20 protein-coding genes are annotated in these 25,075 nt (G+C 42.4%); 8 read left to right on the top strand and 12 right to left on the bottom strand.

The window, feature by feature from the left end; genetic code table 11:
- Positions 1 to 22: 22 nt before the first annotated feature.
- On the bottom strand, positions 23 to 1,912 hold the full coding sequence (mutL, locus tag C5749_RS11320) for a DNA mismatch repair endonuclease MutL (protein WP_105726109.1): 1,890 nt from the start codon (positions 1,910 to 1,912) through the stop codon (positions 23 to 25).
- A 149-nt stretch (positions 1,913 to 2,061) separates the two neighbouring features.
- Between mutL and C5749_RS19540 the strand changes: the two genes are divergently transcribed.
- Positions 2,062 to 3,585, top strand: coding sequence for a TPM domain-containing protein (locus C5749_RS19540; protein ID WP_146113740.1), 1,524 nt, complete (start codon positions 2,062 to 2,064; stop codon positions 3,583 to 3,585).
- 3 nt (positions 3,586 to 3,588) lie between these two features.
- Here the strand turns inward: C5749_RS19540 and uvrA are convergent, their stop codons facing one another.
- Positions 3,589 to 6,438, bottom strand: coding sequence for an excinuclease ABC subunit UvrA (gene uvrA / locus C5749_RS11330; protein ID WP_105726111.1), 2,850 nt, complete (start codon positions 6,436 to 6,438; stop codon positions 3,589 to 3,591).
- 140 nt (positions 6,439 to 6,578) lie between these two features.
- Here uvrA and C5749_RS11335 point away from each other — a divergent pair, with 140 nt between their 5' ends.
- The 3 genes from C5749_RS11335 to C5749_RS11345 are packed head-to-tail and all read left to right on the top strand — an operon-like array spanning position 6,579 to position 8,900.
- Positions 6,579 to 7,619, top strand: a complete 1,041-nt coding sequence (locus tag C5749_RS11335) for a DUF2157 domain-containing protein (protein ID WP_105726113.1) — start codon at positions 6,579 to 6,581, stop codon at positions 7,617 to 7,619.
- A 56-nt stretch (positions 7,620 to 7,675) separates the two neighbouring features.
- Positions 7,676 to 7,945, top strand: a complete 270-nt coding sequence (locus C5749_RS11340) for a PqqD family protein (RefSeq protein WP_105726115.1) — start codon at positions 7,676 to 7,678, stop codon at positions 7,943 to 7,945.
- Positions 7,946 to 7,961: 16 nt separating this feature from the next.
- Entirely contained in the window at positions 7,962 to 8,900 is a 939-nt protein-coding gene (locus tag C5749_RS11345; protein ID WP_146113741.1) for a hypothetical protein, read from the top strand.
- On the opposite strand, the gene C5749_RS11350 is transcribed toward C5749_RS11345, so the two are convergent.
- From C5749_RS11350 to C5749_RS11360, 3 genes are all read right to left on the bottom strand, one after another.
- Positions 8,897 to 9,313 carry an OsmC family protein gene (locus tag C5749_RS11350; protein ID WP_105726119.1) on the bottom strand — a complete coding sequence of 139 codons (417 nt, stop codon included), beginning with the start codon at positions 9,311 to 9,313 and terminating at the stop codon, positions 8,897 to 8,899. The two genes, C5749_RS11345 and C5749_RS11350, sit on opposite strands and share 4 nt — an antisense overlap.
- A gap of 82 nt (positions 9,314 to 9,395) precedes the next feature.
- The gene (locus C5749_RS11355; protein WP_245893730.1) at positions 9,396 to 10,697 is read right to left on the bottom strand and encodes an SGNH/GDSL hydrolase family protein; all 1,302 of its coding nucleotides are present in this window, start codon (positions 10,695 to 10,697) and stop codon (positions 9,396 to 9,398) included.
- A 5-nt stretch (positions 10,698 to 10,702) separates the two neighbouring features.
- On the bottom strand, positions 10,703 to 11,929 hold the full coding sequence (locus tag C5749_RS11360; RefSeq protein WP_245893731.1) for an OmpP1/FadL family transporter: 1,227 nt from the start codon (positions 11,927 to 11,929) through the stop codon (positions 10,703 to 10,705).
- A 209-nt stretch (positions 11,930 to 12,138) separates the two neighbouring features.
- Between C5749_RS11360 and C5749_RS11365 the strand changes: the two genes are divergently transcribed.
- Positions 12,139 to 13,323 (top strand): trans-sulfuration enzyme family protein, encoded by a 1,185-nt coding sequence (locus C5749_RS11365; protein ID WP_105727008.1) that lies wholly within the window; start codon positions 12,139 to 12,141, stop codon positions 13,321 to 13,323.
- A gap of 64 nt (positions 13,324 to 13,387) precedes the next feature.
- On the opposite strand, the gene tpx is transcribed toward C5749_RS11365, so the two are convergent.
- Positions 13,388 to 13,885 carry a thiol peroxidase gene (tpx, locus tag C5749_RS11370; protein WP_105726123.1) on the bottom strand — a complete coding sequence of 166 codons (498 nt, stop codon included), beginning with the start codon at positions 13,883 to 13,885 and terminating at the stop codon, positions 13,388 to 13,390.
- A 115-nt stretch (positions 13,886 to 14,000) separates the two neighbouring features.
- Between tpx and C5749_RS11375 the strand changes: the two genes are divergently transcribed.
- On the top strand, positions 14,001 to 15,899 hold the full coding sequence (locus C5749_RS11375; RefSeq protein ID WP_105726125.1) for an alpha-L-fucosidase: 1,899 nt from the start codon (positions 14,001 to 14,003) through the stop codon (positions 15,897 to 15,899).
- Between the two features lie 115 nt (positions 15,900 to 16,014).
- Positions 16,015 to 17,493 (top strand): meiotic nuclear division 1 family protein, encoded by a 1,479-nt coding sequence (locus C5749_RS11380; protein ID WP_105726127.1) that lies wholly within the window; start codon positions 16,015 to 16,017, stop codon positions 17,491 to 17,493.
- A 104-nt stretch (positions 17,494 to 17,597) separates the two neighbouring features.
- Here the strand turns inward: C5749_RS11380 and C5749_RS11385 are convergent, their stop codons facing one another.
- The 5 genes from C5749_RS11385 to C5749_RS11405 are packed head-to-tail and all read right to left on the bottom strand — an operon-like array spanning position 17,598 to position 22,892.
- Positions 17,598 to 18,551 (bottom strand): D-2-hydroxyacid dehydrogenase, encoded by a 954-nt coding sequence (locus C5749_RS11385; protein ID WP_105726129.1) that lies wholly within the window; start codon positions 18,549 to 18,551, stop codon positions 17,598 to 17,600.
- The gene (locus C5749_RS11390) at positions 18,551 to 20,020 is read right to left on the bottom strand and encodes a glycine--tRNA ligase (protein WP_105726131.1); all 1,470 of its coding nucleotides are present in this window, start codon (positions 20,018 to 20,020) and stop codon (positions 18,551 to 18,553) included. Before C5749_RS11390 ends, C5749_RS11385 begins: the two co-directional genes overlap by 1 nt.
- Before the next feature lie 46 nt (positions 20,021 to 20,066).
- Positions 20,067 to 20,534, bottom strand: coding sequence for a thioredoxin-dependent thiol peroxidase (gene bcp / locus C5749_RS11395; RefSeq protein ID WP_105726133.1), 468 nt, complete (start codon positions 20,532 to 20,534; stop codon positions 20,067 to 20,069).
- Positions 20,535 to 20,539: 5 nt separating this feature from the next.
- Positions 20,540 to 22,270 (bottom strand): M23 family metallopeptidase, encoded by a 1,731-nt coding sequence (locus C5749_RS11400; RefSeq protein ID WP_245893732.1) that lies wholly within the window; start codon positions 22,268 to 22,270, stop codon positions 20,540 to 20,542.
- 10 nt (positions 22,271 to 22,280) lie between these two features.
- Positions 22,281 to 22,892 (bottom strand): fumarylacetoacetate hydrolase family protein, encoded by a 612-nt coding sequence (locus C5749_RS11405; RefSeq protein ID WP_105726135.1) that lies wholly within the window; start codon positions 22,890 to 22,892, stop codon positions 22,281 to 22,283.
- A 450-nt stretch (positions 22,893 to 23,342) separates the two neighbouring features.
- Between C5749_RS11405 and C5749_RS11410 the strand changes: the two genes are divergently transcribed.
- Complete coding sequence (locus C5749_RS11410; protein WP_146113742.1) at positions 23,343 to 23,981, top strand: hypothetical protein; 639 nt, start codon at positions 23,343 to 23,345, stop codon at positions 23,979 to 23,981.
- Between the two features lie 74 nt (positions 23,982 to 24,055).
- Here C5749_RS11410 and nrdF read toward each other — a convergent pair whose 3' ends face one another.
- Complete coding sequence (gene nrdF / locus C5749_RS11415; protein ID WP_105726139.1) at positions 24,056 to 25,039, bottom strand: class 1b ribonucleoside-diphosphate reductase subunit beta; 984 nt, start codon at positions 25,037 to 25,039, stop codon at positions 24,056 to 24,058.
- Positions 25,040 to 25,075: the final 36 nt, after the last annotated feature.

Below are 25,075 nucleotides of genomic sequence, written 5' to 3' on the forward strand. Positions count from 1 at the left end.
TTATTTCGTAGGTCGTAAATACTTAGTTTTTATTAAATCGCTCCATGAGTTCTTGCAAGGTAATCGTAACCACAATCGGCTTACCGTGTATCGATATACTCGGTGATTGGGTAGCAAAGAGTTTGTCTATCAATTCAGACATTTCCTGATTGTCTAACGCTGTTCCCGGTTTAATGGCCGCATTTTTCGCAAGACTACGTGCTAAGTTTTCTCTTTTATTAAGTTGTAATTCGTCTTTATTGTTTTTGAAATCTTCTAAAAGCTGTTCCAAAATTTGTGTTTCGTTGATGCCCTGTCCTAAATCAGCAGGAATACCGTCGACAATAAATGTCGTTTTCCCGAAAGGTCGAACTTGAAAACCTAAAGTTTGAATTTCAGGAAGAATATCTTCCATTAATGCATAATCGGCTGGATTCAGTTCTACCGTCTGCGGAAACAAGCTCTGTTGGCTACTACCTTGGTGGTTTTCTAATAATTCCATGTAATGTTCAAACAAGATTCGTTCATGGGCAGCCTGCTGATCTATCAGCATAAAACCGGAATGAATCTGTGATACAATAAACCGGTTGTGCAACTGAAAAAATTGTTTAATAGTGTCGGCAGAAATGGGAGACGAGGATGTGCGTTCTCCCGCCGATACACCCGAAAAAGTTTTCTCTTCCTCGTGTAAAGATAATTGCTCGGAAACGTCCTTTTGTGTAATTTGATATAAAGAATCCCAGTTCTGCGGAATACCGGATTTTTTCTCAAGCCCTGCGGCATAACTGGAAGACCGGGAACTCGCAGAAGATGAATTCGTCTCCTCGAAAGGATTGAAATTCGGGTTAAAAGAAATCGTCGGTGCTTGAATTTCTTCTAGTGGTTTATTGGTAATGAGGTTTGCAAAACTTGTTTCCTGGTTGAAATCCAATGTCGGCGTAATGTTATAACGGCCTAACGAGCGTTTAACTGTCGACCGTAGAATCGCGTACATGGCCTTATCATCCTCGTACTTAATCTCTGTTTTGGTTGGGTGAACATTGATGTCGATTTTGGACGGGTCTATTTCAATAAATAGAACATACAAAGGGTAGGTGTCTACCGGAAGAATATCTTCGTAGGCATTCATGACCGCGTGGTGGAGATATGGATCTTTGACAAAACGTTTATTGACAAAGAAAAACTGTTCGCCACGGGTTTTCTTTGCAAATTCTGGCTTACCAACGAAACCGCTAACCGTGATAATCGTGGTGTCTTCCTCTACGGGCACAAGACGTTGGTTATAGTTATTTCCGAAGAGATGTACTATTCGTTGTTTCAAAGTCTCGGACGGCAAATGAAAAAGTTCATGGCCATCACTGTGCATACTGAAAAATATACTTGGATGCGCTAACGCGACACGTTGAAATTCATCAATAATATGACGCATTTCTACCGAATTGCTTTTCAAAAAATTACGACGGGCAGGAATGTTATAAAAAAGATTTTTGACTGCGATACTTGTGCCTGAGGGAAGCGCTTCGGGTTGTTGACTGATTACTTTGGAACCCTCGATTTCTATAATTGTGCCGAGTTCATCTTCAACGCGTCGGCTTTTAAGCTCTACCTGTGCAATGGCGGCTATCGAGGCTAGGGCTTCTCCTCGAAAGCCCATCGTACGGATAGCAAATAGATCTTCTGCTTGGCGTATTTTGGACGTTGCATGTCTTTCAAAGCAAAGACGGGCATCAGTGATACTCATACCACAACCATTATCAATAACTTGTATGAAGGATTTTCCAGCGTCCTTAACGATAAGTTTAATTTTATCCGCGCCTGCATCGATCGCGTTTTCAATAAGTTCCTTTACCGCAGAAGCCGGTCGTTGTACCACTTCTCCTGCAGCAATCTGATTAGCAACCGAATCAGGCAGTAACTGTATAATATCTGACATACAAGAGCAAAGTTACGAAAATTTTATGTGTCGTGACTCGTGATTACCTTTGGTGAACTCGCAAACTCGGTTATCTCAAGATGAGGTCTTCGGGTTCCGGGGGCTTGTTCTCGACCAAAAATTGTATATTCGAATAAATATATAAGCTTATGAAACAGTTTGTCCCATTGTGTCGGCGGGATATTCTTTTTTTATTTCTGGCCATATTATTTGTTCCCAGTGGTTTTGCTCAACATTTATATACGGTAGAGTCGCTGCCTAGCCCGAAGGAAGCTGGACAGGATTTCTACGTTAGCAATCCTGATGCGGTGTTATCTACCCCAACGGTACGAGCGTTAAACAACCTTTCTACAGGGATTGATAAAACTTCCGGTGTAGAATATGCTATTGTCGTGGTTAATGATTTTGAAGGATATGATGTTTTCGAATTTGCACTGAAGCTGTTCAACAGATGGGGAATAGGGAAGCACGGACAAAACAATGGTTTGTTATTATTTGTAGCCAAGGATAGGAGGGAATATCGGTTTATTTCCGGATACGGCATGGAAGCTATCTTTCCAGATGTGTATTTGCATCGTATTGGTGAGAAATACCTTGTTCCTCATTTCCGGGCAGCGAATTATGACAACGGTGTGTTGGAAGCATCTCAAGCGATTCAGCAAGCTTTGATGGCTCCTGATGTGAAAGCAGAATTGCGCCGGATGATGCCAGAAGCGACACCGTTTTTTAGTTTGCGCAATGTCCATTTGAAGAATGCGTTGCTTGTTATCGTATTATACGTTGGACTGTATTACTGGGTGGGGGGCGCTGGCAAGAAATGGGTTAAGAATCCAGTGTCTAAGAACCGTCTACGGAAACAAAAAAAAGGCTGTAGTGGTTGGTTTGCTTATATTATTCTCGGTGGTTTGGGCACCGTATTCACGATGTTGTTTATCATGCTGATTTTTGCTTTTGTCATCAACGATATGAATCGGATGTTCCAGATATCGGTACTTCCGTATGTCTTAGCGTTGTGGGGGAGCTATGTTGTGATGATGAAAATTTTCGAAGTTTCGGATCGAATTAAAAAAGGCTATCGGGATGAAAAAAATAGGCTGGATGCGTTACGGAGATTCCGGTATGCTACGTTTATTCCCTACTTATTAAGTCCATTGATGCTCTTTAGTTTTTTTAACGGGATGCGGAAATGGAAAAACAGTCGTACACGTTTCGTCCCACCGGATGACTCGGGAAATTGGGAACGTATAAATAGAGATGATGTTAAGGTGCGTGAAGTAAAAGCTTACCTCAGCGAAGGACAGCTGAAAGAAGAGGATATTCGCTCCCGTTCATACGAAATATGGATTAACAGGCAAACTGGTGAGAAAAAGATAATTGGTTGGAATGGGAAAAAGCAGTTTTCGGTGTGTCCGGTTTGTGGGTTTAGAACCTACGAAAAGGGAAAGAAGGGAAAGATCTTAAAACGAGCTACCTATAGTAGTAGTGGTTTGCAAGAGGTATATGACCATTGCCTACATTGTAAGCATAAAGAAGATAAAGGTACGCGAATTGTCCCGAAAAAAGTGCGAAGCTCCGGCGGCGGTAGTTCTGGTGGTAGCGGATCTAGTGGTGGAGGCGGAGGAAGCTTTGGTGGCGGTTCATCAGGAGGAGGAGGCGCAGGCGGGAGATGGTGATGATCAGCTCATCTCCGCTTTCAAAAACCTAGCCGTCTCGTTCCCTTTTTGTTTGATAAGATCTTCCGGTAATCCAGCAAACATCAATTGCCCGCCCCCTTTTCCGCCCTCTGGTCCCATATCGATTACCCAATCGGCTGTTTTCACAACATCCAGATTGTGCTCGATAATCAATACCGTGTTTCCTCGGTCTACTAAACGGTTGATGACACCTAGTAAAACATTGACATCCTCAAAATGAAGACCGGTTGTAGGTTCGTCTAAAATGTAGAAAGTATTGCCCGTGTCTTTTTTTGACAACTCTGTAGCGAGTTTTACGCGTTGCGCCTCTCCTCCCGAAAGTGTGATAGACGATTGACCTAACGTAATATAGCCCAATCCTACATCCTGTAAAGTTTTAATCTTCCGATAAATGGAAGGGATGTTTTCAAAGAAATCCACTGCCTCATCAATACTCATGTCTAAGACATCGGAAATAGACTTTCCGCGATAGCGAACTTCCAATGTTTCGCGATTGTATCGTTTGCCGTGACAAGTCTCACAAGGAACCTGTACATCTGGCAGGAAGTTCATCTCTATAATTTTCATACCCGCTCCCTGGCAGGTTTCGCAACGCCCTCCTTTAACGTTAAAGGAAAACCGCCCGGGTTTGTAGCCCCGAATTTTTGCTTCCGGTAATTGTACGAACAGCGTACGGATATCGGAGAATACCCCCGTATAAGTTGATGGGTTGGAGCGTGGTGTACGCCCTATCGGACTTTGGTTGATTTCGATAACCTTGTCGATATGCTCAATTCCTTCTATTTTTTTATAAGGTAGTGGGGTGCTTTTTGCACGAAAAAAGTGCTTGTTCAGGATAGGGTAGAGTGTGCCCGTAATAAGGCTGGATTTTCCAGAACCGGATACACCAGTAACTAAAATTAATTTCCCCAATGGGAAATCGGCGTTCACGTGCTTTAAATTGTTGCCTGCTGCGCCTTTAAGGGATAATATTTTGCCATTGCCTTTACGTCGTTTAACGGGGATAGCAACTTCCTTCTGTCCGTTCAAGTAACTAGCGGTCAACGAGTCTGCCTTCATGATTTCTTCTGGCGTTCCCTGCGTGACAACGCGTCCACCGTGTACGCCCGCTTCTGGTCCCATGTCAATCACGTAGTCAGCTTGTAGAATCATATCCTTATCATGCTCTACTACCAATACGGAATTACCGATATCGCGCAGGTTTTTCAGCGAATTAATCAATCGTTCGTTGTCTCGTTGATGTAGTCCGATACTCGGTTCGTCCAAGATATATAAAACATTCACGAGTTGAGAGCCTATTTGCGTCGCTAATCGGATACGCTGGGCTTCACCACCGGAAAGGGTTTTGGACGAGCGATCTAAAGTTAGGTAGCTTAATCCTACATCCAAGAGAAAGCCAATCCGGGCGCGGATTTCCTTCAAAATTTCGGCCGCGATGGTATTCTGACGTTCGTTGAGACGGGCTTCTATGCCTTCAAACCAATCTTGCAAGCTGCTGATATCCATACCTGCTAGTTCAGCGATATTTTTCTGATCTATCTTAAAGTGGAGCGATTCCTGTTTCAAACGAGCTCCGCTACAGGACGGACACATAACTTTCGTTCGGAAATCTTCTAAGACGAGTGCGTCGTCTGAGCCTCTTCCATTTATCTCTTCCAACATATCGAAGATACCCGTGAACTGTATTTTGTATTCGCGTGTCCCATAACTTCCGTAAGAGACGGCAAGGCTTAGGGGTTCTTCTCCTCCAAAGAGAAGCGTATCCAGTTGATCTTCGCTTAGTTTCTCAATAGGACTGGTCAAGGAAAAATCGAGTTTCTTGGCCACCGCTTTTACCACTTGAAATGTCCAAGAGTCACGCGATGGGCCTAGTGGCAAGATGGCGCCCTTTTGTATGCTCAATTTTTTATCCGGGATAACCGTGTCTTTGTCGATTTCGAATATATAGCCGAGTCCATCACATTTTGGGCAAGCGCCATACGGAGAGTTGAAAGAAAAAGTATTCGGTTGCGGTTCATCATAGGAAATGCCAGATTCTGCGTCCATAAGATAGCGGCTGAAAAAGTGCTCCCGTCCGTCCTTGTTCGCAATTTTGATAATACCTTTTGCTGCCTTCATGGCTTGCATCACCGATGTATATAGCCGTTTTTTATCTCCTTCGCTTGCGTATAGACGGTCCACCACCGTTTCAATGTCGTGTATTTTATAGCGATCAACCTGCATTTTGGGCGTGAGCTCCAGAATTTCGCCATCGACGCGCACTTTGGTATAGCCTTGTTTACGAATTTGTTCAAAAAGCTCACGATAATGTCCTTTACGGCCCTTGACAATAGGCGCTAGAATATATATCGGTTCGTCGTTGAACTCTGCCAATATCCGATCGACAATCTGCTCCTCTGACATCCGCTGCATGAGTTTGCCCGTGACATAAGAATATGCCTCACTTGCTCTCGCATATAGCAATCGAAGGAAATCGTATATCTCGGTGATGGTTCCTACAGTCGACCTTGGATTCTTATTTGTTGTTTTTTGTTCAATGGATATAACGGGGCTTAATCCCGATATTTTGTCTACGTCGGGACGTTCCATTCCGCCTAGAAACTGTCGACTATAAGCGGAGAAGGTTTCCATGTAACGACGTTGGCCTTCGGCATAAATGGTGTCGAAGGCTAGAGAAGATTTGCCGCTCCCGCTAAGCCCGGTGATCACGACTAATTCGTTGCGCGGAAAACGCACGTCGATATTTTTAAGGTTGTGTACACGTGCACCAAATACCTCAATTTCATGTTGTTCTCCTAAATCTATATGGTTTTGCTGCTTAATAGAGCTCATATTGTGTGTCCTGAATTTGCAAGGTACAAAGGTACTGAATTTTTAGTCACTAACTAGTAATCAGCTATCAAGGTGGAATAGATAACATAATTTTTTTGCCAGGTAATTTGTACCTTGGTTGCATAAAAACAAAGCAGCGTGTGAAAAAACTGGATTTGACAAAACAGGAACGAGATGTCGTTGAAAATGCACTTGACCATTGGCAGACATCTGGTTTGCTGGAAACTAGCAAAATCGAAGAGTTAAAGCAGACCATCGACGAAAGGGCGTTCGAATGGAAACATTTGGCGCGCTATGCGTTTTGGATAGCCTTAGTTTCCCTCATTTTTGCTGTATTTTCGCTTTTCGCGGATGATGCATTGATTCGTTTTGTGGAACGCTTTTATGAAACGCCTAATATCGTTTTTTGCCTATTTTTTGCTGGACTCGCTGTGCTTTTCTATTTCTTGGGCTTCCGAAACAAAAAACGATATCCCGAGAAAACGTTTTCCAATGAAACCCTTATGCTAGCAGGTTCCTTTGCAACAGCTGCGTGCATAGGTTTTCTAGGTCAGGTACTGGATAGGACAACAAGTCATTATACGCTCTTTTTCCTTTTGTCAATTATTATATATGGTGTCTTATCCGTCAAACTTAATTCGAAACTGATCTGGGTATTTACGTTGGTGGCACTCGGTATTTGGTTTGGAACTGAAACCGCACATCACAGCAATTGGGGATTTAAATTTTGGGGTATGAATTATCCACTACGATTTACGTTGTTCGGATTGCTTTTGACCACCTTTGCGCTATGGGGACAGGAGAAAATAAAGCCACTGAAACCATTTCAATCAACAAGCTATGTCGTTGGGCTGTTGTACACGATGATCGCTTTGTGGTGCCTTTCTATTTTTGGAAATTACAGTGATTTCGATGCTTGGACGCAGGTTCGCCAATACCATATCCTTTATTGGGGAATTCTCGCTATTTTGCTTTCGTTGGGATTGGCGTTGTACGGGATGAAGACAAAAGACCATGCTTCGCGCGACATAGGGTTTGTTTTCTTTATCCTGAACCTCTATACCCGTTTCGTGGAATACCTTTGGGATAATATCAACCGTACGATTTTCTTTCTTCTATTAGCGGGGTCATTTTGGTTTGTTGGCAGATGGGCAGAACGGATATGGCGTAAAGGGAAGTGATTTATCTGCCATCAGAGGCTATTTTATAGCGGAAATAATATTATTTTTGTTTCATTATGAAGTTAAGACAAGATTTAGTCCTTAGAAAAGTCGGGGACGATTATATTATGGTAGATCCAAGTCAGGGCATGGTAGACCTTTCCAAAGTCCATACCCTTAATGAGACCGCTGCTTGGCTCTGGGAACAATTGACAGGAAAGGAAGTCAACGTAGAGCAGATAGCTACACGCTTATGTGAACGCTATGACGTATCGCGAGAGAAGGCCATAGCCGATGCGGAATCCTTAATCCAAGAATTTGATAAAGCTGGTCTTTTGGAAGCGTAGGTAGATGTATAAAGATATGGAAGCCGAAAAAAAGCCAATATTGACAAACCACTATTATGAAATCGCCGGTTTACAATTAGAATTACGTTTTCCCTCAACATTAAATCTGGATAATGTTTTATCTTCCTTTGTCGGTTTTCGTAAGGATCGGGGGGACGGAACATCTGTAGCAGTCGTGACCTTTAAGGAAGAGGAAGTACCCTCGGAGGAAGAATGGGGTGCACTTCGAAGTGATATTTCTCTTGTGTGGGGCGATAATTTTCGTTTCTATGAGCAGGAAGGAGCATTTGTTACACTGATAAAACACAATGTGAAGGATAAGCAGTGGATGATGAAGAGTACGAAAGATTTCAGAGAATCCGTCTTATACGGCAAATCGGAAGATCCGCGTATGGGCGAGTTTGTCAGTTGGTTATTAATGGTGGTTTTTGGTCAGGTGGGATTACAGCATCAGCTTATTTTGATTCACGCTTCCGTTATTGCTTACAAGAACAAGCAAGGTGTAGCATTTTTGGGAAAGAGTGGTACGGGGAAGAGTACCCATAGTAGACTTTGGCTTCAACATATTCCAAATACGGAATTGCTAAACGATGATAATCCTGTCGTGCGGCTTGAGGAAGACGGAAAGGTTATGATATATGGAACACCCTGGAGTGGAAAAACACCGTGTTACAAAGATAAGCGTGTAGAGCTTAAAGGTTTTGTACGGTTAGAACAAGCTCCATTGAATAGGTTTACACGGAAAAAGGGCATGGAAGGTCTAATTGCTGTCCTTCCAAGTTGTACCGCTCTTCGTTGGAATAAAGATTTATTCAACGCGATGACAGATACGCTCTCGCAATTGGTAGACCGGGTCAATGTGGGGCATTTGGAATGCTTACCCGATGCCGATGCCGCCAAGATGTCGCATAAAGCGCTTTTTTATGAAAAAAACAGTGATGAGGTCGTGGCTTAAGCAAATTTCAAACTATATGTAATCTCTACACCGCCTGCAGCTAACATGTCATGAACGGAACAATATTTCTTTACAGCCAGTTCCGCCGCTTTATATACCTTTGCTTCGTCAAGTTGTCCTTTTAACGTAAAAGTGATGTGAATGTGGGTGAAAATATTGGGAACTTCTTCCCGACGTTTTCCCTCTACCTCAACCTGTATATCTTCTATGATTTGACGTTGCTTCTTAAGTATGCTAGAAAGATCGAATACACTACAAGAACCTAAAGCCATCAGCACCAGTTCCATGGGGCGTACACCTTTGCCTTCTCCGCCTATACTCTCAGAACCATCAATATTTACTTTGACGTTGCCAAGCTCACTCGAGCCCTCAAAATGAACGGCCTCGTTTTTACGTTGCAAATGGATTTTCATCTATTCAATTTCCTTTAATATAATTATTGCTAACAATTTTATTCAAAAGTAAGCTTTCTGGGTTAATTAACGTGCGTTGTGACTAGGGAAACCTCACTCCGCGATATTTTGAAGCGTCCACTTTTGGAATTCTACTACGATACTGTTTGTTTATAGCTTCAATAAAAAGGTTTGCAATGAGCGCATTTCCCATTGGTGTAAGATGTACCCCGTCCAATGAAAACGCGTTCCCGGTAATAAACGATGCGTTGACGGCGACTCCATTGTAGAGGATACCTGGGTGTTGAACACGATTGAGATAAGCATGCGCATCAGCCAACGCCAATCCCTCTGCTTTAGCGATCTCTTTAATGATATTATTGAACGCCTTTACACGAGCCTGAATAGCCATCACCTCATCGCTGTCCAATACGTATTTGCTTTCGACGGGATTGGACGGATGCAGACCATAAGGTGCCGGATTTTCCCCTGATGTATTACCCAGTAATCCTGCCGACGCAAAGGGCAGTATGAACAAATCATCGTCCGATGCTGCTCTGGATGTACCTGTGCCAATTTCGATATAGATGTCCTGGATATCTTGACCACTCTGCGCTTTCACGGCAGCAATCAATGATTCTCGTGTCACCGTAGTGAAAAAAGGAATGGCTGTTACATCCGGAATAGTCGCCACCACACCTTTCCGATCGTTTCCAGTAAGTTCGGCGATAAAATCGCTGTATGTTTGCTTAAACGTAGCTGTTGCTGTCAACACCGTTGTGGGATCGTTCGGGTTTATTACGGCACCATTCATGGCGTAACCTAGCACATCGTTGTTTCCTAGCCAAAAGCTGAAAAATGTGTGGTTTTTTTCTGTGGCAAATTGCATATAAGTTTTCATTCCAACGTCGGAATCTGATAAAAGCCGCTCAAAATACATGTTCATGCTTCCAAACCACCCTTCGGTAGAAAGATCCAACCGCATCCCCGGGACGCCTAGGTTTTCAATATCATCGGTGTATTTGCTCAGTTTCCCCGGTTCACGGTAAGCCAAGTTATCGGTAACATTTTCCATTACCGGTTGTCCGTTAACAAGATCTTTAAGTTGTAAATATCCTGAGCCATTACGTTCATTTTCAGAGAAAAATGGACTTCGAAAATCACCTCCGCCTACTTGTCGCAATTGCTCAGCGATGAGGTTAGAAAACGCCACCTGTTGCCCTTCAAGGTATAGTCCTCCATCGGCAAAACCTGCTGTTAAAGAATTTCCAACAGCAATGTATTTTGAGAAGTTGGCCTCTCCTGGCGTGGTCTGAAAGCCCTCGATCTCGGGCTTACAGGAGGTGGCTACAAACGTGGATAAAACACCAATATATAGCGCTATATTTTTGAATATTCTTTTCATTATCATTACCATTTATAAGTTAAGGATATGCCAGGAGCATGAATATTTGTTTTATATGTACCAGAAAGTCCTGTATTCGCACTTGTTACAGTCCGTTCTAGGATGCGCTGAAAAACATATGCACCCGTAAGGTCCCATCGGTCATTAAGATCGTATGTAAAGCCTATAGATCCCATAATTCTATTGTTGTCAGGGGTTTCAGGCGATACGTAAGGTCCCCGCACAGGACTATAGACATAGCCTCCTCCTGCTCGTAAATCAAAGCGGTCACATACTTCATAATTGATCCCCACTTTAGCCGATAGTGCATTTTCGTATTTTTTCTCCTGTTTTGTGTCTTCTAACACTGGGGTATTGTCTTTATAGTCGAAAACGAGTTCTTTATATACACTGTAGCCGATGATAGTAGCGTCGGCGGCGATATCCAGGCGTTCACTAGCGGGGAATGTAAGCCCTATGTTGAACGAACTCGGTAGCGGAAGTTCTGCGTCGAATGTTGTGTTTGGAAAGGAGGTTGCTAAAGCGGGCGGCACCGTAAATTCTGCATCACCATCCTTAAGCTTAGTGGTGACCTTAGAACGGTAGCTTAGCGAGATTGCGAACTCGTCCTCTAAATGGTAATGTACGCCTACATTAAAACCCATACCTGTTCCCATTCCAGAAAGCTCTGCTCGTCCAGGTGCGCCGTCAGCCGACGCTGTAGGAATGGAGCGCGAAAGATCAACTAAACCCACGTTGTAGACGAAACCCCCGCCGATACCAAAGTTTTCTGTTAGTTTGAAACTTAATGTGGGTTGGATATATATAGCCCGCATTTGCAGGTGATTCAGTTCGTAACGGCCAGGCCACTGATCGCCCCAATCAACAGAACCGCCAAATGGTGTGTATACGCCAAGACCGGCTTTCCACCAAGAATTTTTGGGGCCAAATGTTGCAAAGACGGAGAATGGAGGCGAAATCTTAAACTTCGTGTGGTGTACGTCGTTGCTATTAAACTCGCGAAATGCGGAACGATACATAACGGCACTAGCTCCTATTGATACCGCATTATGATCCATTTTGGACAGTGCACCGGGACTGTAGAAGATGGACGTTTCGTCTACAAAAAGTGCTGACCCGGCACCAGCCATACCGACGGCTTTTTGTCCTTGTGTGTTTACTTGCGACCCCTGTGCCCATAGTACGGTAGGGCTGGCAAGTAACAATCCGAGTAGTAGTTTTTTTATCTGCATAAACTGTGTTTTACATAAAACGCATTAATAGGTTTATAGATTCCTAATTAACAAAGATAGCAAACTATATGCCAGCATAATATTTTGTGTCCTGAAAATATGGAAAAAACTTTAACTTTGCTGCTCATGACCATCATGGTTTATTCAAATCACACAGGGGGATGAATAAATCTGATAGCTTCATCACCATTGAAAGAGAAATTATACAGATGAAAAAAGATCAATCTAAAATTATAAGAGAACAAGCGCCACGGTCAGCAAGTAGAGAGCACTCCGTTCCGTTATATTTAACATCGAGTTTTATTTTTGATAATGCAGAGCAGGGACGGGCTATATTTGCAGAAGAAGAATCCGGAATGGTTTACTCGCGCTATGCAAATCCTAATACAGCGGAATTTATAAATAAAGTTTGCATCATGGAAGATGCGGAAGCTGGTTTAGCATTCTCTTCGGGGATGGCGGCTGTTTTCGCCTCTTTTGCAGGTTTCATCGGACAGGGAGACCATATTGTTTCGGCTCGGGCGTTGTTTGGTTCCACCCATCAACTTTTGACACAATTGTTCCCGCGCTGGGGAGTAACGCACACGTATGTGGATGCCGTCGATAACGAAGCATGGGAACGCGCTATCCAACCAAATACGAAAATAGTTTTTCTTGAATCTCCTTCCAATCCCGGTTTGGAGTTAGCCGATTTAGCATTCTTAGGGGCGTTGAAAGAAAAACATCCCCATGTTATTTTTGCGATCGACAATTGTTTTGCAACTCCTTATTTACAGAAGCCATTGCAATATGGTTTTGATCTTTCCATTCATTCTGCGACCAAGTATATGGATGGACAAGGGCGTGTGTTAGGCGGTGTTATCGTTGGTAAACAGGATCTAATTGATCAATTGATGTTCTTCATACGACATACGGGTCCGGCAATGTCTCCTTTTAATGCGTGGGTGTTATCAAAAAGTCTAGATACTTTAAGCTTGCGTATGGAAAGACATTGCAGCAATGCGCTTGCATTAGCTGAAACATTGGAAAGACATCCAGAGATAACGGACGTGAAGTATCCGTTTTTGCCATCACATCCGCAATATGACCTAGCGATTAAACAGATGAAAGCCGGTGGCGGTATTGTTACTTTTGAAGTTAAAGGCGGAGCAACGCGCGCATTTCGGTTTTTGGATGCGTTACGAATGATTTTGTATACCTCTAATCTTGGTGATGCACGTTCTATCGCTACACATCCAGGTTCGACTACGCACTCAAAGTTGAGCGAAGAGGAGCGTTTAAGCCTTGGTATTAAACCCGGAAGTGTTCGCCTATCGGTAGGTATTGAGGACAAAGACGATATCATCGGGGATATCGTACAGGCTTTGGAAGTGTCTAGCGATAAAAACGGATAAAGTGCTAGGAGCTAGGGTAAAATCAAATTTCTAACTTCTATACCTAGCTCCTGACATCCAGTTTCTATAAGGCTGCTAAAGCCTTTTCGTAATCCGGTTCTTCTGTCGTTTCAGCAACCTGTTCGGTGTAGACGACTTTTCCTTCTTCATCAATGACGACAACTGAGCGGCTCAATAAGCCGGTCAATGGGCCATCCACGAACTTTAGTTGATATGCATCTGAAAAGTTACTGTCTTTATATTCGGAAAGGGTAACAACGTTGTCCAAGTTTTCTGCAGCACAGAATCGTCCTTGCGCAAAAGGAAGATCACGTGAGATGCAGAGTACGACTGTATTTTCCAATCCCGAAGCCTTCTCGTTGAATGTTCTGACCGACATGGCACAGGTCCCTGTGTCGATACTAGGAAAGATATTCAAGACCACTTTTTTTCCTTTAAAGTCATTCAAACTCTTTTCTGATAAATCGCCTGCGGTTAATTTGAAGTCGGGGGCAGAAGATCCAACTGCGGGTAGGTCACCTTGCGTATGTACTGCTGTCCCTTTAAATGTAATTTTAGCCATGATTTCTAATTTTAAATGCGACTATTAAGGTACAAAAATTTAAATAACTTTCTACCTTAAGATGGTATCGAATTAAATTATTATTTTCACGAAGTATAGTACAAAAGACTAGGACATGAAAAAATCAAGAGTACTCTTACTATCTTTTATTTTGCCTGTGACAGCATGTATGCAAGAGGTCGCTGAACCCGAACCTTACGGGGCGGTACCGACAGAACGCCAACTGCGCTGGCACGAAATGGAGATGTATTCTTTAATTCATTATACGCCGACAACCTTTCAAAATAAGGAGTGGGGCTTTGGCGATGCCGATCCTCAGATTTTCAACCCGCAGCATTTTGATGCGCAACAAATTGCAGCTGCTGCAGCATCGGCAGGGTTCAAAGGGTTGATCTCTGTAGCAAAGCATCACGACGGTTTTTGTTTGTGGCCTACTGCAACAACAAATTATAGTGTAGCCAGTTCCCCCTGGAAAGATGGGAAGGGGGATATGGTAAAGGAATTTATGCAAGCTACTCACGACCACGGAATGAAATTTGGCGTATACTTGTCTGCTTGGGACAGAAATGATACGCGCTACGGCAGTTCAGCGTATGCAGAAGCTTACCGCGAGCAACTGATGGAGCTGATGACCCAATATGGTGAATTATTTACGTCATGGCACGACGGAGCAAATGGTGGAGATGGATATTACGGTGGAAAGAAGGAGAAGCGGATTATTGACCGTTCAACTTATTACGAATGGCATGAAAAAACATGGCCAATCGTACGAGAAAAGCAGCCGATGGCGATGATTTTTTCAGATGTTGGTCCGGATATGCGCTGGGTCGGTAATGAAAAAGGATTTGCAGCGGAAACAAGTTGGGCAACCTATACGCCAAGGGGAGTAGACGGCCGTCCAGCTGTGCCGGGAGACGCAGATTACGCGGAATCCACTACAGGCACGCGCAACGGTGAACATTGGATCCCGGCAGAATGTGATGTGCCCCATCGTCCTGGCTGGTTCTATCATCCTGATCAAGACAACGAAGTGAAAACTCCGGATCAATTATTTGAGATTTACCTCAAGTCGGTAGGACGTGGCGCAAACATGAACTTAGGGTTAGCGCCGATGCCGGCGGGTTATTTGCACGCCAACGATGTAAAGTCTTTGCGGGCTTTCGGTCGAAAGATAGAAAGGACGTTTGGGCAGAACCTAGCCAAAGGGGCCGCAATCAACGCTTCCAATACACGTGGTAACGCGGATAAGTTTGGTACAAAGTGGTTACTAGATGATGATCGCTATAGCTATTATGCGCCTGATGACGGAATATTGGAACCGGAGCTAGAGATTACATTATCCTCGGAACAAACATTTGATATCATTCGTCTACGTGAAAATATTAAGTTGGGACAGCGATTGGACAGTGTATCGATAGCTATCTTTCAAGATGGCGAATGGACACCACTGGCATTGGCAACAAGTATTGGTGCGAATCGGCTTATTCGCTTAGCGAAACCTGTAAGAGCAACGAAGTTGAAAGTCAAATTGCACGCACCGGTAACACCGACGCTAAGTGACTTCGGTTTGTTCAAAGAGTTTAAAGAACCGTTTGCGTTTGACGAGGGTGCCAACCGCGGGCAAACCAGACTCGCCGTCGGTGATTTTAACATACAAACGGGTAATGGCTTGCCTAAGGGTGTGGACAATAATCCGGAGACTTTCGAAACACTTTCCGAAATTCAAGCAGGAATTGTCTTTGAACTGAAGAAACCGGTTTCTGCAATAAGTTATTTGCCACGTCAAGACGGACAGAAAGACGGTACTGTGTTGAAGTATGAGATTGCGACAAGTGCAAATGGTAAAGAATGGAAAGCGATTAAAACCGGAGAATTTTCGAATATTCAGGCAAATCCTATTGAGCAAACGATTATGTTAATCACACCAGTTGAAGATAAATATCTGCGTTTTGTCCCTGTGGAGACAATAGGCAAAACGTTTTCTGTAGCATCGTTTATATTGTTCAGTGAATAGGATAAGATAAAAGCTAATGATGTCAGCAGCATAAGAAAATCAAATGGTATTTGGTTTTCTTATGCACGTTATTTATATTTGGTTATCAATTGAATTATAACTTGATAACTGAACTATGATGAAAAGACCAATCCATTCGGTTTGGTATAGTTTTTCCATCTTGTTTATCATGCTTAACATGGCTTCCTGCAAGAAAGATGCAGTAGAGCCCAATGATGGTAAAGAAAACTATACCATAGGCTTCAGATTCCAGGAATTTGAGGACCTAGTTTCCCCTTTGGGAACAAAAGTACAGACAGCAGACGATGTTAGAAAACGCGCTATTGCTGACAATTTTATCAAAAACACGCAAGAGGGCTATATTTATTATTGGTCTTTCAATACGGAAACCTTGATGCCTGATATTTATCCCAGTACACATTGGAATATTACCTATAATCAGGGACTGATGCCCGATGAGTTTGCTGTTGGTTGGAGTTACGAAAGCTATGCAGCTGGAAGAGCGCTATCGTTAAAAGGCTTGAACGAATTAATTTTCAAAATGCCATTAGCGCAGGTGCTTGAGGTTCATGAATTAGCTTTTGATGTGAGTTCGTCCGGGACCGGACCAAAAGGCTTCTCGCTTTTGTTTTCTCAAGATGGAGAAAGTTATATTGTGCTTAAAGAGGATAATCAATTTGCCAATACAAATACACCGCAAGCAAGAAATCCATTTACTTTTTCGTTGGAAGAACTACCACTGGATTTTTCAAAGGATTTATATGTGAAATTGATTCCCGAAGCTGGCAACCGTGGAAGTGCAGGTGATTATAACGAGGTTACCGGTATTGTACGTGTCGATAATTTCCGGTTGTCTGGAATCGCCGAAGAGCTAGCTGATGCTAGCGTACGCCGAGTGCACTATCATATTTTTGATGCGACAACCAAAAATATGGTGCTCTCTGGAGCTGATCATTTCCGAGAAGGGGAATTATCGGATTTCCGACTAGTACTCCCTTCGGGAGATTATATTGCATCCTTCGTAACGAATGTGTCCAATGCAGCATTAAGTATTCCCGAAAGCGGAAATGCAGACGGATACTTTATTGCCAATACGTTTGCCAATCATAAGGCGAAGATTTTTGGTGTTTTAGATACTTTTTCTGTCAATGGAGATATGCATAAGGAGATCGAGTTGAACCGTTATTATAGCGAGATCAGGTTTGCATTTACAGATACGCAAGAAATGTCACATGTAGCCAAGCTTGTCATCAAGCAGGGGCATGCGCCAAACTTCTATGCACCTTTTCATCCCGCGATGGACAATCCTGTACAAGATGTCTCGGAAATTGTTATCCTTCCTGAGTTTAGGGACGATAAGGAGCTGTTTTTTAATCAGTTTATTGGAAATACGATAGTTCCCACGCAGTTAAGCTACGTTGTGGAAGCTTATGATATAGCAGATAAATTGATAACGAGGTTCGAAGTTGAGAGCGAAATCCATAACAATATGCAGCTACTGTTTCGTGGCAAGTTGTTGGATACACCTAATGGCGAATTTGTTGTTCGCTTAAATGAAAAATGGAGTGGCGAAAAACAAGTTGACTTCAATTAAGTAAATAATTTTTGTAAAGACAAGTTATAATTTGATTTTGATTAGAGACGCGATTACCGCCTGCGAGCCCGCTTAGTGCTCTCTCGGTTCATCGCGTCTCCTTTTTACAATACGTTTACTGGGTCACCCTGCAAGAAGGCTTTTATGTTTCCTATCACCGTGTCCATCAGACGAAATCTAGCTTCTTTGGTTGCCCAAGCTATATGCGGCGTGATGATACAGTTTTTCGCTTTCAAAAGTGGATTATCAGTTGATGGAGGTTCCGTTGCCAATACATCTAATCCTGCACCACTTATGCGTTCGTCATTCAATGCATCAGCAAGATCTTGGGCATTAACCAATCCGCCTCTTGAGGTATTGATGAGCTTGGCAGAGGATTTCATCTGCGACAAGGACTCCATGTTGATGATGTTTTCGGTTTCCGGTGTCAGCGGACAGTGCAAACTGATGATATCTGCCTGTGCAAAGAGTTCTTCTCGATTAACCCATTGAAAGTTTTTTCGATGTGATTGATCGGTTCTTGTGCGGCTCGATGCCAAGATAGGCATGCCGAAAGCTAGGCCTACATCGGCTACTTTTTGTCCGATACTTCCAAATCCTATAATACCGAGGGTCTTTCCGGATAACTCGGTTAGCGGGTAGTCCCAAAAACAGAAATCTGGGTTTGACGACCACTTACCTCCCATTACGGCATCACTATGACGTTGCGTACGGTAGCACAATTCTAAAAGAAGGGAAAATGTCAATTGTACAACCGAAGCGGTGCTGTACCCTGGAACGTTAGTGACAGTTATATTTCGTTCTTTGGTGCACTCCATATCGATAATATTATACCCCGTAGCAGTAACACCGATGTATTTTAGCTTCGGTAAAGCATTGATTACCTCTGCGGACAACGGTACTTTATTGGTGAGAAGCACATCGGCATCCACAGCACGCTCGACAATTTCGTTTTCTGAAGTGCGTTCATGGACGATAAGGTCTCCCAGTTCTCCTAGCGATTCCCAGGTTAGATCACCGGGATTGAGCGTATAACCATCTAAAACTACAATTTTCATTATACCAATTGTTCCAATAGGTTATTCCAACTAACGAGTCCACTAATAATATTGCGGAGGTCAGCTGCCGGAACACGTTCCTGCTCCATACTATCGCGATGGCGGATCGTTACGGTATCATCCTCGAGTGTTTGGTAATCGACCGTAATACAGAACGGTGTACCAATTGCATCTTGTCGACGGTAACGTTTTCCGATAGCGTCCTTTTCGTCGTATTGGATATTAAAGTCTAGTTTCAACTTGGTCATAATCTCCCGTGCTTTATCAGGGAGTCCGTCTTTTTTGGTGAGGGGTAATACCGCAGCTTTTACTGGAGCAATAGCAGGGTGGAATTTCAACACAACACGTGAATCCTTTTTATCCTCGGTTGACAAATCTTCTTCAACCAAAGAATTCGCTAGTACCGTTAAAAACAAGCGGTCCAAACCGATGGAAGTTTCAACCACATACGGAACATAGTTTTGATTGATTTCCGGATCGAAGTACTGCATTTTCTTTTTAGAGTACTCCTGGTGTTGTTTCAGATCAAAATCTGTACGCGAATGTATTCCTTCTACTTCTTTGAATCCAAACGGAAACTGATATTCAATATCGACAGCTGCGTTCGCATAGTGTGCGGGTTTAACATGGTCGTGATAACGATATTTGGTTGGATTGGCCCCTAAAGCCATGTGCCATTTCAAACGTGTTTTCTTCCATTTTTCGTACCATTCCATTTCTGTTCCGGGACGAACGAAAAATTGTAATTCCATTTGTTCGAACTCACGCATACGCATGATAAATTGCCTAGCGATAACCTCATTTCGGAATGCTTTACCGATTTGTGCGATTCCAAACGGAATCTTCATACGACCAGTCTTCTGTACATTAAGGAAGTTTACAAAGATACCTTGGGCGGTTTCGGGACGGAGGTATACTTTTTCTGCTTCTTCTGCCATCGCACCCATTTGCGTAGCAAACATAAGGTTAAACTGGCGTACTTCTGTCCAGTTCTTTGTTCCCGAAATCGGGCAAACAATATTATGCTCTTCAATGAGGACCTTCAAACGGACTAAATCATCAGCGGTAATAGCGTCATCGAGATCCTGCTGAAGCTGTGCTGCTTTGTCGGTTTTGCCGTCTTTTTCGTAACGATCTATTTTATCTTCAATAAGTTGATCCGCGCGATAACGTTTCTTCGAATCTTTATTGTCTATCATGGGGTCGTTAAACCCATCCACGTGCCCAGACGCTTTCCAAGTTGTGGGGTGCATGAAAATCGCCGCATCAATGCCGACGATGTTTTCATTTAATTGCACCATGGATTTCCACCAATAGGTCTTGAGGTTGTTTTTTAACTCCGAACCCAATTGACCATAATCATATACAGCACTTAGGCCGTCGTAAATTTCACTTGAAGGGAATACAAACCCGTATTCCTTCGCATGTGATATAATGTTTTTGAAAAAGTCGTCTGTTTGCTTACTCATAATCGCAAATATAGATATTAGATATTAGATATTAGACAATAGAGATTTAATCCTTTGTCACTAAATCTCGAATCTGCTGTGATGCATTTTTATTATCTACTTTCTTAACAATATGTTGGATGATACCTTGCTCGTCAATCACAAAAGTAGTTCGCGCCGTTCCCATATATTTTCGTCCATACATATTTTTCTCTACCCATACACCATAATCATTTACTATTTTCTGATTTTCGTCAGCCAATAAATTGAAAGGCAGGTCAAACTTGCTGATAAATTTTTGGTGCGATTGTTCGCTATCGATGCTCACGCCCAGCACTTCAAACCCATCTTGTACTAATGATTGATAATTATCTCGAAAATTGCAAGCTTCGGTGGTACATCCCGGCGTATTGTCTTTTGGATAGAAATAAAGAATAACCTTTTTACCACTGAAATCGGATAATTTAATGATTTCTCCAGATTGGTTCTTTGCAATAATTTCCGGCGCTTTATCGCCGATTTGTAGTGTTGTCATGGTACTTATTTAATAAATTTCACTTCGTATACCTGTTCATTGTCTTTCCAGTCTTTCACCATCAATTTAAAGGTATGCTGTCCTTTGGAAAGAGAAGAGTCAAACGTATGCCATAGATGTTTGTTTTTGGGGTCATACTCCATCAGTACCCACCTGTCGTCTATATAGCCATTAAAAGACTGGATGCCCGAAAAGTTGTCCCGAATAGTAAAATCTATTTTTCTCTGTGCACTTACATTTTTTCCATTGCTCAAGTTGCGAGGTGTGATTGTAGGTGCCACTGTGTCTACAGCTACGTAGAAACTTCCAAGATTTCGCGTGTTGACCGTTACCCATCCATCCTCAAACTTACCACCTTCTGAACCATTTTCGACAGAAGCCAGAAGAGCCTTGCTTTCCAAATGGGCGGGCAGGTTCGTGGGCTTGATGCGCAAATTATATGTGCTAAATAACGGGGTTAAGTTGTTATGTACCCGATGGATCACCGAGTATCCACCTGCAGGTTGGGGAGCGGTATTGTACGTAAAGTCTAAATCACTATAGAGAACGCCTGTTGGCATATTTATCCGGATATCTTGGTTCTCAAATGTGTTCTCCGTATTGTATTTGAATAATTGGGCACCTTGGCGTTTTTGTTGGGTGCGCTGTGCAACTGCAGCGGTTTGTATTTTAAAGTTCAGCTCACTGCAATTTCCCGCGATATCTTTAACAACATATTTCGCATCGTACACTTTATCATCGGGTAATGATATTACACCCACATTCTTTAAGACTTTAAATATCTCGATAGGATTACCCGGATCTTTAAAGCTTTTTTGAACTTTTGCTTTCGTTTTTCGCCAATATGGATAGTCGATATAGGAATGTATGCCCCGTGAGGTGTTAAAGTCGAGTTCCTCAAAGACGACCGTCGAAATAGCTTCTCCGTTGATAAAGAGTTCAATGGAGTAGACACCGTTACGGAAACCTCCAGCACGGTGTCGGTCGATGGTATTGATGCCCAGCCCAAATTTTCCATTTACTTTAATCGGTGTGTTTTGCGTTAATGTATATATACCGTTTCGGATCGCTTTTACTTGCATAGCTTGTCGCGGTGTATGTTCGTTGAACAAATCATCGTTTAGGTCGTAAACCATGATGTTGTTGATGGTAGGGAGAAAGCGATCGTTGAACCGTAACCCGAACAATTGTGGGTTAAGGGGACGTTGTGTTTTGGTGTCGCGGATTTCAAAATGTAGGTGAGGACCACCGGATGCTCCCGTATTGCCGGCATTCCCGATATATTGTCCTTTTGTCAGTTTTACCACCCCGGAGTCTACCGTGACATCCACATCAAATCGTTGTTGCTTATATTGCTCCGCTCTAATAATATTGGTTAGCGCATCGTTGAATTTATCCATGTGCAAATAAACCGTTGTGTATCCATTTGGATGGTCGATATAAACAGAATTTCCACCGCCGCCAATTTGTACACGTACTCGGGAGACATACCCCTCAGCGGCTGCATGTAAAGGTAAGCCAATACGTTGCTGTGTGCGGTAGTCATCGCCAGCATGGAAATGGGTAGAGCGCAGTTCTCCGAAGGTACCGGATGCATCCATAGCTACATTGAGCGGATTACGGAAATATCCTTGGGGATATTTGCGCGAAGTAATGATGTCTTTATGTTGTGCCTGTACTTGTATGCTTATGGCAAGTCCTAAGCAGATATATAATAATTTATACTTGTTCATCATATCGGAATCTCTATTTTATCTGGCAACTGAACACAGGGTTATCTTGTATAAATCCCTCAAATTTATCGCCTACGACGATGGGACCTACACCTACAGGTGTTCCGGTATAGATAAGGTCTCCTTTGCGTAATGTAATATATTTTGAAATGAATACGATTAAGCTATCGATGTCGAAAATCATATCTTTTGTGTTTCCTGATTGAACTGTTTCACCATTTTTCTTTAAAGAGAAAGCAATGTTTTTAAGGTCAGGGAAGTCTTCTTTTGGAAAAAGTGGACTGATAACAGCAGAATGGTCAAATGATTTTGCCAACTCCCACGGCAGACCTTTTTCTTTATGGATGGATTGGATATCACGAGCAGTGAAATCAATGCCTAAGCCTATAGCATCAACGTATTTATAGGCAAACTTAGGGGATACATGCTTCGCTTCATTACAAACACGAAATACTACTTCGACTTCGTAGTGCACGTCCTGAGAAAACTCAGGATAATAAAAATCTTTATTGTCTTTTAGTAATGCGGTATCCGGTTTCATAAAGATCACCGGGTTGTCGGGAACGGGGTTATTTAACTCTTTAGCGTGATCGATATAATTTCTACCTATGGCGATGATTTTCATCCGTTTAAAATTTTTTCTTAATGGCTGATGAGAGCCCGAGCAAATAATCATTCCCTGTGTGTTAATGATTATTTATATCTCGGTTTCATATATATTACTATTGCGTTTGACCGTTTAATAACAAACGTAAATAAAATGCACCATATTCACCAATCAATTTTTAAATACACCATTCTCTGCATAGGGCTTTCACTTTTAAACCTGCTACTCGCAAGCTGAGACCCGCTGTACTTTGCTTGCAGCTCCAAGGCTTGCTCGCAGGTCTAAACACCCTTGTATACTTGTTATATATTTATAGGGAGTTAACAGGGGGTTAGTAGGGGTATAATAGGGTATTAATAGAGATTATATCCCTATTAATACCCTCTAATTTCCCTATAAAGTTGCACTTAAGGGATAATCTGCGTATATTGAGATACCTATTAAATGATAACGAAATTAAAACGAAAGATGGCTATACAGAAAGACGGACCCAACGGAGCTTATATCGGAAAAGTAGGAAGTGTTTATGGCTATGTACTCAATGGTCAGAACATTATCCGGGGAAAGCGGAAACCATCTACAAAGAAACCTACACCTGATATGCTTCTGAACCGAGCGAAAATGAAGGCCGCCAGTCATTTTGCTACCATGTTAGTTCCCTGTTTTCGTTACGGATATCGAGAGCTAGCTCCCAAAGGCAGTCGGGTAGGAGCCGTACAGTTGGCCCAATCACATATTTTCAAAGAATGTTTGGAGATCGACGAGAAAGGTAAGCCGTATGTCAATCCGGAAAAAGTACGTGTGTTCCGCGGCAGCTTGAACCCGCCGAAAGACTGTTCGGTTTGGCAAGAAAATAACACATTATATTTTAAGTGGAACTATGAAGCGGTACGGGGTAGTTACACCTACAGAATTAATATTGTAGTTTACGATATTGATCATGCGTTTGTATTTAAGATTGCGGAAGAAGATGTGCATAAAGGTGAGTATAGTATGATGTGTGATTTGTTAACGTATAAAAAAGGAGCGCTATATGTATATATGGGCGTTGTAGATGCGTATACGGAAGAGTTGTCGGACTCGGTTTATGTCGGGGCCGTTGAGTAGGAGGGATCGGATAAAAAAATAAGCCTTTTCAATATTGAAAAAGGCTTATTTAAATAGATACGGTTTGTTAAACTTTATACTTCTAACGAGACGTCCATTTTGAAATCATCATCTTTTAAATGAACAATCTCCATGGCTTTCTCGTAGTTTGTAGATTTCTTCGAAAAGAAATCATGCTGCGTGGTTTCTGTATTTAACCCATTCAATACAATGGGATTTACCTGCTTAACTTCGAAAATAGGGTCGAAGCCCAGGTTCATTAACGCTTTATTTCCATTGTAACGTACATACTCTTTCACTTCTGCCGTTAAGCCCACGACGGTGTACAATTCTTCGGTATACTTAATCTCGTTTTCATACAGGTCATTCAACAAATTCAAGAAGCGTGCTTTCACTTCTTCCTTGTTCGGAAGTTTGGCGAATACCTCTTGTGCCATCAAACCAACAAATACGCCGTGAATGGACTCATCTGCAATGATCTTTTTGATAATGTCTGCGGAAGCTACCATTTGGCCCTGACCACATAGCCAAAGCGGTAAGAAGAAGCCCGAATAGAATAAGAAAGATTCTAGTAGCACTGATGCGCCAAGCGCCATGAAGAGTTCTTCATCAGAAATTTTTTCCTTGTCAATGGCACGGTAATATTTATCGATAGTTGCAGCTTTGTATTGTAAGAACTTGTTTTCTTTTACCCAGCCGAATACATCATTAATTTCGTTTGTCGTTGATACCGTCGTGAAAATAGTGGAATATGATTTTGCATGTATGGCTTCCATCATACACATATAAGACAATACAGCTTTATTCTGCAAAGAATTGATATGGTCGATGATTTTGGGCATACCTGTATGGCTTTGGAGTGTATCTAGTAGGGTTAGCCCGCCTAATGCTTTCTTATAGCATTCTTTCATGTCCCAACTCAATCCTTTCCAGCTGTCGATGTCTTTGGAAGGAATATATTCCGTATCAATCCAGAATTGTTTAATATTCTGTTCCCAGAACATTAACACATAATCGTTTTCAGGGGTATTCCAGTTTACCGCTTTATATTGTTTCATCGTTAAATCGTCTTCAGTGGACAGTTGTCCGTGTTT

The sequence above is a fragment of the Sphingobacterium gobiense genome, from assembly GCF_002980575.1.
Taxonomy (GTDB): Bacteria; Bacteroidota; Bacteroidia; order Sphingobacteriales; family Sphingobacteriaceae; genus Sphingobacterium; species Sphingobacterium gobiense.